At 70.0% G+C, this 10028-nt stretch carries 16 protein-coding genes; all 16 read right to left on the bottom strand.

Annotated features, from left to right (window positions below):
* Positions 1-66: 66 nt before the first annotated feature.
* Positions 67-435: a 50S ribosomal protein L14 gene (gene rplN, locus E6J59_07060; protein ID TMB21030.1), complete on the bottom strand. Its 369-nt coding sequence runs from the start codon at positions 433-435 to the stop codon at positions 67-69.
* Positions 432-725: a 30S ribosomal protein S17 gene (gene rpsQ / locus E6J59_07055; GenBank protein TMB21029.1), complete on the bottom strand. Its 294-nt coding sequence runs from the start codon at positions 723-725 to the stop codon at positions 432-434. Before rpsQ ends, rplN begins: the two co-directional genes overlap by 4 nt.
* On the bottom strand, positions 722-913 hold the full coding sequence (locus E6J59_07050; GenBank protein TMB21028.1) for a 50S ribosomal protein L29: 192 nt from the start codon (positions 911-913) through the stop codon (positions 722-724). The genes rpsQ and E6J59_07050 overlap by 4 nt, the downstream gene beginning before the upstream one ends.
* Positions 914-1061: 148 nt before the next feature.
* Complete coding sequence (gene rplP / locus E6J59_07045) at positions 1062-1484, bottom strand: 50S ribosomal protein L16 (GenBank protein TMB21027.1); 423 nt, start codon at positions 1482-1484, stop codon at positions 1062-1064.
* Positions 1485-1493: 9 nt separating this feature from the next.
* Positions 1494-2156, bottom strand: coding sequence for a 30S ribosomal protein S3 (gene rpsC, locus E6J59_07040; GenBank protein ID TMB21026.1), 663 nt, complete (start codon positions 2154-2156; stop codon positions 1494-1496).
* 2 nt (positions 2157-2158) lie between these two features.
* On the bottom strand, positions 2159-2509 hold the full coding sequence (locus E6J59_07035; protein TMB21025.1) for a 50S ribosomal protein L22: 351 nt from the start codon (positions 2507-2509) through the stop codon (positions 2159-2161).
* Positions 2510-2555: 46 nt separating this feature from the next.
* The gene (gene rpsS, locus E6J59_07030) at positions 2556-2930 is read right to left on the bottom strand and encodes a 30S ribosomal protein S19 (GenBank protein ID TMB21024.1); all 375 of its coding nucleotides are present in this window, start codon (positions 2928-2930) and stop codon (positions 2556-2558) included.
* A 3-nt stretch (positions 2931-2933) separates the two neighbouring features.
* The gene (rplB, locus tag E6J59_07025; protein TMB21023.1) at positions 2934-3758 is read right to left on the bottom strand and encodes a 50S ribosomal protein L2; all 825 of its coding nucleotides are present in this window, start codon (positions 3756-3758) and stop codon (positions 2934-2936) included.
* Between the two features lie 3 nt (positions 3759-3761).
* Positions 3762-4049 (bottom strand): 50S ribosomal protein L23, encoded by a 288-nt coding sequence (locus tag E6J59_07020; protein TMB21022.1) that lies wholly within the window; start codon positions 4047-4049, stop codon positions 3762-3764.
* Positions 4046-4678, bottom strand: coding sequence for a 50S ribosomal protein L4 (gene rplD, locus E6J59_07015; protein TMB21031.1), 633 nt, complete (start codon positions 4676-4678; stop codon positions 4046-4048). The genes E6J59_07020 and rplD overlap by 4 nt, the downstream gene beginning before the upstream one ends.
* An 18-nt stretch (positions 4679-4696) precedes the next feature.
* Positions 4697-5338 carry a 50S ribosomal protein L3 gene (locus E6J59_07010; protein TMB21021.1) on the bottom strand — a complete coding sequence of 214 codons (642 nt, stop codon included), beginning with the start codon at positions 5336-5338 and terminating at the stop codon, positions 4697-4699.
* 32 nt (positions 5339-5370) lie between these two features.
* Positions 5371-5679, bottom strand: a complete 309-nt coding sequence (rpsJ, locus tag E6J59_07005) for a 30S ribosomal protein S10 (protein ID TMB21020.1) — start codon at positions 5677-5679, stop codon at positions 5371-5373.
* An 8-nt stretch (positions 5680-5687) separates the two neighbouring features.
* The gene (gene tuf / locus E6J59_07000; GenBank protein ID TMB21019.1) at positions 5688-6878 is read right to left on the bottom strand and encodes an elongation factor Tu; all 1191 of its coding nucleotides are present in this window, start codon (positions 6876-6878) and stop codon (positions 5688-5690) included.
* A gap of 24 nt (positions 6879-6902) precedes the next feature.
* A complete protein-coding gene (gene fusA / locus E6J59_06995; protein TMB21018.1) occupies positions 6903-9008 on the bottom strand; it encodes an elongation factor G in 2106 nt (701 codons plus the stop codon).
* A gap of 23 nt (positions 9009-9031) precedes the next feature.
* Positions 9032-9502 (bottom strand): 30S ribosomal protein S7, encoded by a 471-nt coding sequence (gene rpsG, locus E6J59_06990; GenBank protein TMB21017.1) that lies wholly within the window; start codon positions 9500-9502, stop codon positions 9032-9034.
* Positions 9503-9571: 69 nt separating this feature from the next.
* Positions 9572-9943: a 30S ribosomal protein S12 gene (locus E6J59_06985; GenBank protein ID TMB21016.1), complete on the bottom strand. Its 372-nt coding sequence runs from the start codon at positions 9941-9943 to the stop codon at positions 9572-9574.
* Between the last annotated feature and the right edge of the window lie 85 nt (positions 9944-10028).

Genomic DNA, 10028 nt, shown 5'->3' with positions numbered 1-10028 from the left:
GCCGCGCTCCTTGCCCGCGATGACCATCACGGTGTCGTCCTTGCGTAGCCGCTGGAGCGCCATGGCTCAGAGCACCTCCGGCGCGAGCGAGATGATCTTCATAAACTTCTTGGCGCGCAGCTCGCGCGCGACGGGGCCGAAGATGCGCGTCCCGACCGGCTCGCGCGCGTTGTCGATCAGCACCGCCGAGTTGGTGTCGAAGCGGATGTAGGAGCCGTCGGTGCGCCCGACCTCCTTGGCCGTGCGCACGATCACCGCCTTCATCACGTCGCCCTTCTTCACCTTGGCGTTGGGGATGGCTTCCTTGACCGACACGATGATCACGTCGCCGATCGAGGCGTACTTGCGCCGCGTGCCGCCCAGCACCTTGATGCAGAGCACCTTGCGCGCCCCGCTGTTGTCCGCCACGTCGAGGATGGTCTCGGCCTGGATCACGTCGGCACCTCGGTCCCGACCAGCGCCTCGCCCGCCCCCTCCTCGCGCCCGAGGATCGCCTGCACGGCCCAGCGCTTGTCGTGCGAGAGGGGGCGGGTCTCGATGATGCGCACCCGGTCGCCCACCTGGCACTGGTTCTTCTCGTCGTGCGCCTTGTAGCGCACGCGCTGGGTCAGGTACTTGCGGTACTTGCCGTGGCGGACGAGCCGGGCGACGACCACCACGACCGTCTTGTCCATCTTGTCGGACACGACCACGCCGTCGCGGACCTTGCGTCGGCCGGCGCTCATGGTTGCCCCCGCTCGTGGAGCAGGGTCTTGACGCGGGCCAGGTCACGCTTGGTCTGGCGCACCTTCATCGGGTTGGGGAGCTGCGACGTGGCCCGCTTGAGGCGCAGGTGGAAGAGCTCGTCGGCGAGCTCGCGCTCGCGGGCTTGCAGCTCGGCGTCACTCAGGTCACGTACGTCCTGGGCTTTCATCTAACTCTCCCGGGGGCCCGTCCAGTGCTCGGGCGCGGCGCGCCCTGCGCGCTTCCGCTGCCCCCGGGCCAACTCCCGTGCGGCTCCCGCCGCGCGCAGCCCGAGCGCGCGCGGGCTCGGCTCCCTCCCTTTCGCAGCTCTCTTCCCTTCATGCGGCGACTCCCGCGTGCCGCTCGCGCGGCTGGGTGGCGAGCGAAAGCTTGGCGGCCGCGAGGCGCAGCGCCTCTTTCGCGTTGGCCGGGTCCACCCCCTCCATCTCGAACAGCATGCGCCCGGGCTTCACCACCGCCACCCAGATCTCCGGCGAACCCTTGCCCTTGCCCATGCGGGTCTCGGCCGGCTTCTTGGTGAGCGGCTTGTCGGGGAAGACGCGCACCCACACGCGCCCACCACGTTTGATGTAGCGCGTGAGCGCGATGCGGGCCGCCTCGATCTCGCGCGCCGTGAGCCAGCCGCGCTCGACGGCCTGCAGGCCGTAGTCGCCGAAGGCGAGCGTGGCGCCGCGCCAGGCCGTGCCCTTGCGGCGCCCCTTCTGCATCTTGCGCCACTTGACCTTCTTGGGAGCGAGCATGACGGGTCCTCAGACGCCGAGGGCGGCGCGCTGCTCCTCCTCCTGCCGGGTCAGGACCTCGCCGCGGAAGATCCACACCTTGATGCCGATGACCCCGTAGGTGGTTCGCGCCTCGGCGACGCCGTAGTTCACGTCGGCGCGCAGCGTGTGCAGCGGCACACGGCCCTCCCGATACCACTCCGTGCGCGCGATCTCCGAGCCGCCCAGCCGCCCCGCCGACTGTATGCGGATGCCCTGCGCGCCCATGCGCATGGCGCGCGCCACCGCCTCCTTCATGGCGCGGCGGAACGCGACCCGCCGCTCGAGCTGGAGGGCGACGTTCTCCCCCACCAGCTGCGCGTCCAGGTCCGGCCGCCGCACCTCGTGGATGTTGAGGAAGCTCTCCTTGCGCGTCAGCTTGGAGAGCTCCTGCTTGAGCTTCTCGATCTCCGCGCCCTTCTTCCCGATCACGATGCCGGGGCGCGCGGTGTGGATGTTGATCTTCGCCTTGTTTGCCGCGCGCTCGATCTCGATCTTGGAGACGCCGGCGTGGTAGAGGCGCTTCTTCAAGAAGTTGCGGATCTTGGTGTCCTCGTGGAGCAGATCCGCGTACTCGCGCCGCGCGAACCAGCGCGAGTCCCAGTTCTCGATCACGCCCAGACGGAAGCCCTTGGGATGGACCTTCTGACCCACGCTCACGCCTCCTCGCCCGCGCCGCGGGCGTCCACGACCACGGTGATGTGGCTCGTGCGCTTGAAGATCTTGGTGGCCCGGCCGTGCGCCCGGGGCAGGAAGCGCTTGGCCGTCGGGCCCTCGTCGACGAAGGCGCGCTTCACGTAGAGCACGTCGACGTCGACCTTGTGCGCCACCTCGGCGTTGGCGACCGCCGAGCGCAGCGTCTTGAGCACCGTGCGCGCCCCGCGCTTGGGCGTGTACTCGAGGAGCGCAATCGCCTTCTCCACGGGCTTGCCGCGGATCAGATCGACCACCAGGCGCGCCTTCTGCGCGGTCAGGCGGACGAAGCGGCTGGTCGCGCGCGTCTCCACTCAGCAGCATCCTTCGCTTACGCTCATCAGTATTCTTCGCTCACGCTCATGCAGCTCCCGGAGCCTTGCGCGGCGGTGGCGCGGCGCCGGGGGCGGTGCGCGGCGCGGCGCCCGGGGCGCCCGGCGGCGCGCCCGCGGCGACACCCTCCACCCTGCCCTTGCGGTCGCCCGAGTGACCGTGGAAGGTGCGCGTGGGCGCGAACTCACCGAGCTTGTGGCCAACCGCGTTCTCCGTGATGAAGACGGGGATGAACTTCCGCCCGTTGTGCACCGCGAAGGTGAAGCCCACCATGTCGGGCGTGATGGTCGAGCGGCGCGACCAGGTCTTCACCACCTTCTTCTCGCCCGACTCGAGCATGGCGCGCACCTTCTTCATGAGATGCGCGTCGATGAACGGGCCCTTCTTTACCGAGCGTGCCATGGCCTAGCGCACCTTCCGTCGCTGCACGATCCAGCGCTCGGTGCGCTTGTTGTGCCGGGTCTTGTAGCCCTTGGCCGGCTGGCCCCAGGGCGACTGCGGGTGGTTGCCCTTCGAGCGTCCCTCGCCGCCGCCGTGCGGATGGTCGACCGGGTTCATCGCCATGCCGCGCACCTTCGAGCGCCGGCCGAGCCAACGGATGCGGCCGGCCTTGCCGAAGGAGATGTTCTCGTGCTCGAGGTTGCCGACCTGCCCGACGGTGGCGCGGCAGGCGAGGCGCACCCGTCGCAGCTCGCCCGAGGGGAGTTTCACGAGCGCGTAGTCACCCTCCTTCGCCATCAGCTGGATGGCGGCGCCCGCACTGCGGCCGAGCTGGCCCCCGCGCCCCTCGCGCAGCTCGACGTTGTGGACCATCGTGCCGAGCGGAATCAACGAGAGGGGCAGGCTGTTCCCGGGCTTGATGTCGGCCTTCGGCCCGGCCTCCACCCGATCCCCGACCCCGAGCCCGATCGGCGCCAGGATGTAGCGCTTCTCACCGTCGGCGTAGTGCAGGAGCGCGATACGCGCCGAGCGGTTCGGATCGTACTCGATGGCGGCCACCCTCGCCGGCACGCCCATCTTGTCGCGCTTGAAGTCGATCACCCGATAGAGGCGCTTGTGGCCGCCGCCACGATGGCGGATGGTCATGCGCCCGAGGTTGTTCCGCCCCCCGGATTTGCCGAGCGGCGCGGTCAGCGACGGCTCCGGCCGCGCCTTGGTGATCTCGGCGAAGTCGTAGCCGGTCTGGAAGCGGCGTCCGGGCGAGGTCGGGCGGTACTGGACGGTCGGCATCCCCTACGCTCCCTCGAAGAAGTCGATCCGGCTGCCCTCGGCCAGCGTGATGTAGGCCTTCTTCCAGTCGGGGCGCCGCCCCTGGTGCCGGCCGACGCGACGGACCTTCCCGAGCTGGCGGCTCGTCCGCACCTTCTCGACCTTCACCTTGAAGAGGGTCTCGATCGCATGGCGGATCTCGACCTTGTTGGCGTGCGGGTGGACGCGGAAGACGACCTGGTTCCCCTGCTCGTTCACCAGCGTGCCTTTCTCGGTGATGATCGGGCCCTGCACGACGTCGCCGGGGTTCACGCGCTCCCTCCGAGGCGGCCGGCGACCGCTTCCAGCGCCGCCCGCGTCAGCACGAGGTGGGTGTGCCCGAGCACGGAGTAGACGTTGAGCCCCTCGGCGACGAGCACCTTCACGTGCGGCAGGTTGCGTGCCGCGCGCTGGACCGCGGCGTCCGCCCGGGCGAGGACGATGAGGACGCTCGCGCCCTCGAGGCCGAGGCCGCGCAGGCACTCGACCATGCGCTTGGTCTTGGGCTCGGGCAGGCTGAGTCCGTCCACCACCAGCAGCGTCCCCGCCGCGTGCCGGCTCGCGAGGGCGGCGCGCAGCGCCGCCTTGCGCGCCGTCCTCGGCAGGCGGTAGGCCCAGTCGCGCGGCTGTGGGCCGAAGATGGTGCCGCCGCCCGCCCACAGCGGCGAGCGGATGCTGCCGGCGCGGGCGCGCCCGGTCCCCTTCTGCCGCCAGGGCTTCTTGCCCCCGCCGCTCACCAGCCCCTTCGTCTTGGTCGCCACCGTGCCCGCGCGGCGCGCCGCGAGCTGGCTCCGCACGGCCTCGTGCAGGAGGTGCTCGCGGACCGGCCCCGCCACCACCGCGGCCGGCACCTCGACCTGCCCGGCGGGGGCCCGGCTCTGCGAGACGACGGGAAGCGTCACCGTGCCCTCCGCCACGGCCTACGTCCGGACCCCGGGGCCCTTGCGGACCACGACCGTGCCGCCCCGCGCGCCCGGCACGGCGCCGCGCACGAGGAGGAGATGATCGTCCGGGCGCACCCCGATCACCTCCAGGTTGCGGGTCGTCACGCGCTCGGCCCCGTAGCGGCCGGCCATGCGCTTGCCCTTGAACACACGGCCGGGGAAAGAGCGGTTTCCGATCGAGCCGCCGTGGCGGAAGTACTCGTGCGTGCCGTGCGAGCCCGGGAAGCCGCTGAAGCCGTGGCGCTTGATGACGCCCGCCGTGCCGCGCCCCTTGCTCACGCCGGTGACGGCCACGCGCTCGCCCACCTTGAACACGTCGGCGACCTTGACCTCGCTCCCCACCGCGGGCGGCTCGCCGTCGCTCAGGCGGAACTCGCGCAGCGCCGCGAAGGCGCCGGTCCCCGCCTTGGCGAACTGCCCGGCGAGCGCCTTCGTGAGGCGCTGCGCCTTGGCGGGCGCGAAGCCGACCTGCGCAGCGACGTGGCCGTCACGCTCGGCGCTGCGCGTGGCGATCACCGCACACGGCCCCGCCTGGATGACGGTCACCGGCACGAGCCGGCCCTCCCGCGTGTAGACCTGCGTCATGCCGAGCTTCCGTCCGATGAGGCCGCCGATCACGATTGCTGTCCTTCGCCCGCGCTCACGCCCGCCTACTGGAGCTTGATCTCCACGTCGACGCCGGCGGCGAGGTCGAGCTTGCCGAGGGCGTCGATCGTCTGCTGCGTCGGCTCGAGGATGTCGAGCAGCCGCTTGTGGGTGCGGATCTCGAACTGCTCGCGCGACTTCTTGTCGACGTGCGGCGAGCGGTTGACGGTGAAGCGCTCGATGTGGGTGGGGAGCGGGATCGGGCCGGCGACCCGCCCCCCCGTCCGGCGTACGGTGTCGACGATCTCGCGCACCGACTGGTCGAGCAGCCGGTGGTCGTACGCCTTCAGGCGGATGCGGATCTTGTCGTTCATGCCGTCGCTTACTCGAAGATCTTGGTGACCACGCCCGCGCCGACCGTCTTCCCGCCCTCGCGGATGGCGAAGCGGAGCCCCTCGTCCATGGCGATGGGGGTGATGAGGTCGATCTTCAGCTGCACGCTGTCGCCCGGCATGACCATCTCGGTGCCCTCGGGCAGGGTGCACACCCCGGTCACGTCGGTGGTGCGGAAGTAGAACTGCGGCCGGTAGCCGTTGAAGAACGGGGTGTGGCGGCCGCCCTCCTCCTTGGTGAGGACGTAGGCCTCGGCCTGGAACTTGGTGTGGGGCGTGATCGAGCCGGGCCGGGCCAGCACCTGCCCGCGCTCGACCTCCTCGCGCTTGGTGCCGCGCAGGAGACAGCCGACGTTGTCGCCCGCGATGCCCTCGTCGAGGAGCTTGCGGAACATCTCGACGCCGGTCACGACCGTCTTCTGCGTCGGGCGGATGCCGACGATCTCGACCTCCTCGCCCACCTTGATCTTGCCCCGCTCGATCCGCCCGGTGGCGACCGTGCCGCGGCCGCTGATCGAGAAGACGTCCTCGACCGGCATGAGGAAGGGCTTGTCGACCTCGCGCTTCGGCTCCGGGATGGCCGTGTCGATCGCGGCCATGAGCTTGTCGATCGAGCCCTTGCCGAGCTCGCCCGGGTCGCCCTCGAGGGCCTTCAGCGCGCTGCCGCGGACGATCGGGATCTCGTCGCCCGGGAACTCGTACTTGGAGAGCAGCTCGCGCACCTCGAGCTCGACCAGGTCGAGGAGCTCCTTGTCCTCGACCGCGTCGACCTTGTTCATGTAGACGACGACGGCCGGCACCCCCACCTGGCGGGCGAGCAGGATGTGCTCGCGCGTCTGCGGCATGGGCCCGTCGGTGGCGGCGACCACCAGGATGGCGCCGTCCATCTGGGCCGCACCGGTGATCATGTTCTTGATGTAGTCGGCGTGGCCGGGGCAGTCGACGTGCGCGTAGTGGCGCTTCTCGGTCTCGTACTCGACGTGGGCGGTCGCGATGGTGATGCCGCGCTCGCGCTCCTCGGGCGCCTTGTCGATCTGGTCGAATGCCACGAACTGGCCGAGGCCCTTCGCGGCCTGGATCTTGGTGATGGCCGCGGTCAGCGTCGTCTTGCCGTGGTCGATGTGCCCGATCGTGCCCACGTTGACGTGCGGCTTCTTGCGCTCGAACCTTGCCTTAGCCATGGCGGTGGTCCCTCCGTCGCCCTCTTAGCCGGCCTGTGAAGCCTGCGCGAAGCGCTCGCCGCCCTGGCGAAGCGCCTCGGGCCCGATGCCCTTCGGCACCGGCTCGTAGTGCGAGAACTGCATCGTGAAGGTCGCGCGCCCCTGGCTGCGCGACCGGAGATCCGTGGCGTAGCCGAACATCTCGGCGAGCGGCACCACGGCGGCGATCACCTGCGTGGTGCCGCGCGGCTCCTGGCCGGCGATGCGGCCGCGGCGGCGGTTGATGTCGCTGATGACGTCGCCCATGAACTCCTCGGGGGTCACGACCTCGAGCGACATGATGGGCTCCAGGATGACCGGGGCGGCCTTCGCCATCGCCTCCTTGAACGCCATCGAGCCGGCGATCTTGAAGGCGATCTCCGAGGAGTCCACCTCGTGGTAGGAGCCGTAGATGACGGTCGCCTTCACGTCCACCACTGGGTAGCCGGCGAGCACGCCCGACCCCATCGCTTCCTTGACGCCCTTCTCGATCGCCGGGATGTACTCGCGCGGGATGACGCCGCCCTTGGTGCCGTCGACGAACTGGAAACCGCCGCCCCCCTTGAGCGGCTCGACCCGCAGCACGACGTGGCCGTACTGGCCGCGGCCGCCCGTCTGGCGGATGAACTTCGACTCCTGCTCGACCGCCTTGCGGATGGTCTCCTTGTAGGCGACCTGCGGCTTGCCGACGTTCGCGTCGACCTTGAACTCGCGCAGCAGGCGGTCGACGATGATCTCCAGGTGGAGCTCGCCCATGCCCGAGATGAGCGTCTGCCCGGTCTCGGGGTTGGCCGAGATGCGGAAGGACGGATCCTCGGTGGCGAGCTTGTGGAGCGAGCCGCCGAGGCGCTCCTGGTCGGCCTTGGTCTTGGGCTCGATCGCGATCGAGATGACGGGGTCGGGGACCTCCATGCGCTCGAGGACGATGGGCCTGCTCTCGTCGCAGAGGGTGTCGCCGGTGGTCGTGTCGCGCAGCCCGACCGCGGCGGCGATGTCGCCCGCGTAGACCTCCTTGATCTCCTCGCGCTTGTTGGCGTGCATCTTGAGGAGGCGCCCGACGCGCTCCTTCTTCCCCTTCACCGAGTTGTAGACGTAAGAGCCCGTCGTCATCACGCCGGCGTAGACGCGCAGGAACGTGAGCGTGCCGACGTACGGGTCGCTCATGATCTTGAAGGCGAGCGCCGTGAACGGCTCGCCGTCCGAGGCGAGGCGCTCCTCCTCGTGACCGCTGTTCGGGTTCGTGCCCCGCACCGGGGGCACGTCGAGCGGCGAGGGCAGGTAGTCGACCACGGCGTCGAGCAGGAGCTGCACGCCCTTGTTCTTGAAGGCGCTGCCGCACACCACCGGGACGACCTTCAAGTGCAGCGTCCCGGCGCGGATCGCGGCGCGCATCTCCTCCTCCGCGATCTCCTCGCCGTTCAGGTACTTCTCCATGAGCCGCTCGCTCACGTCGGCGAGCCCCTCGAGCAGGCGCTCGCGCGCAGCGTCGGCCGCCGCGCGCTCCTCGGCGGGGATCTCCTCCTGCCGGTAGCGGGCGCCGAGGCTCTCGTCCTCCCACACGATCGCCTTCATGCTGACCAGGTCGATCACGCCGCGGAACGCCTCCTCGCGCCCGAGCGGGAGCTGGAGAACGAGCGGGGTCGCGCGCAGGCGCTCGCGGATCTCCCGCACGACCCGGTCGAAGTCCGCCCCGACGCGGTCCATCTTGTTGACGAAGGCCACGCGCGGCACCCGGTAGCGGTCGGCCTGCCGCCAGACCGTCTCGGACTGCGGCTCGACGCCGCCCACGCCGCAGAAGACGGCGACCGCGCCGTCGAGCACGCGGAGGCTCCGCTCGACCTCGATGGTGAAGTCGACGTGCCCGGGCGTGTCGATGATGTTCACGCGGTGCTCGCGCCAGAAGCAGGTGGTCGCGGCCGAGGTGATGGTGATCCCGCGTTCCTGCTCCTGCACCATCCAGTCCATCACCGCGGTGCCCTCGTGCACCTCGCCGATCTTGTAGCTGATGCCCGTGTAGTAGAGGATGCGCTCGGTCGTGGTGGTCTTGCCGGCATCGATGTGCGCCATGATGCCGATGTTGCGCGTCTTCTCGAGAGCAACCGGGCGGGGCATGATGGGTGCGCGGGCCGGACTGCCTACCAGCGGTAGTGGGCGAAGGCTTTGTTGGCCTCGGCCATCCGGTGCGTGTCCTCCTTCTTCTTGATCGCCCCACCCCGGCCGCTGGCGGCGTCGTGAATCTCGCCCGCCAGCTTCTCGACCATCGACTTCTCGGGACGGGCGCGCGCGTTCTGCACAATCCAGCGCATGGCGAGCGAGACGCGGCGCAGCGGACGGACCTCGACCGGCACCTGGTAGGTGGCGCCGCCCACCCGGCGGGAGCGCACCTCGACCAGCGGCTTCACCTGCTCGAGGGCGCGCTTGAAGACGCCGAGGGCCTCCTCCTTGGCGCGCTCGGCGACCAGCTCGAGGGCGTCGTAGAAGATGCGCTCGGTCAGGCTCTTCTTACCGTCGTGCGTCATCGAGTTGATGAACTTGGTGACCATCCGATCGTGGAATTTCGGATCGGGCAGGATGTCCCGCCGCTTGACCTCACCCTTGCGTGGCATGCTGGTCCGTAGACGGGCCCGTCCGCGGCCGAGGCGCCGATCGGCCGCCCCCGCCGCGCCGGGCCCTCCTCACTTCGGTCTCTTGGCTCCGTACTTCGAGCGGCCCTGCCGGCGATCCTGCACCCCGATCGAGTCGAGCGTGCCGCGGATGATGTGGTAGCGCACCCCGGGGAGGTCCTTCACGCGCCCGCCGCGGATCAGCACCACGGAGTGCTCCTGGAGGTTGTGGCCGACGCCCGGGATGTAGGAGGTGACCTCGATGCCGTTGGTCAGCCGCACGCGCGCGACCTTCCGCAGGGCCGAGTTCGGCTTCTTCGGGGTCGTGGTGTAGACCCGGGTGCACACGCCGCGCTTCTGCGGCGAGCCCTGCAGGGCGGGCGCCGCCTGCTTGGCGCGCTGCCGCGCGCGTCCGTGCTTGACCAGCTGGTTGATGGTCGGCATGCGATGCTGTTCCCGAGTCCCCCTAAGCTGTTATCCCAGAAGCGAAATCGAACCTTCTACGCAGCTCGCTCACGAGTGTCAAACG

This window comes from Deltaproteobacteria bacterium, from assembly GCA_005879795.1.
Lineage (GTDB): Bacteria > Desulfobacterota > Binatia > DP-6 > DP-6 > DP-6.
This window is presented reverse-complemented; position numbering and strand designations above follow the sequence as displayed.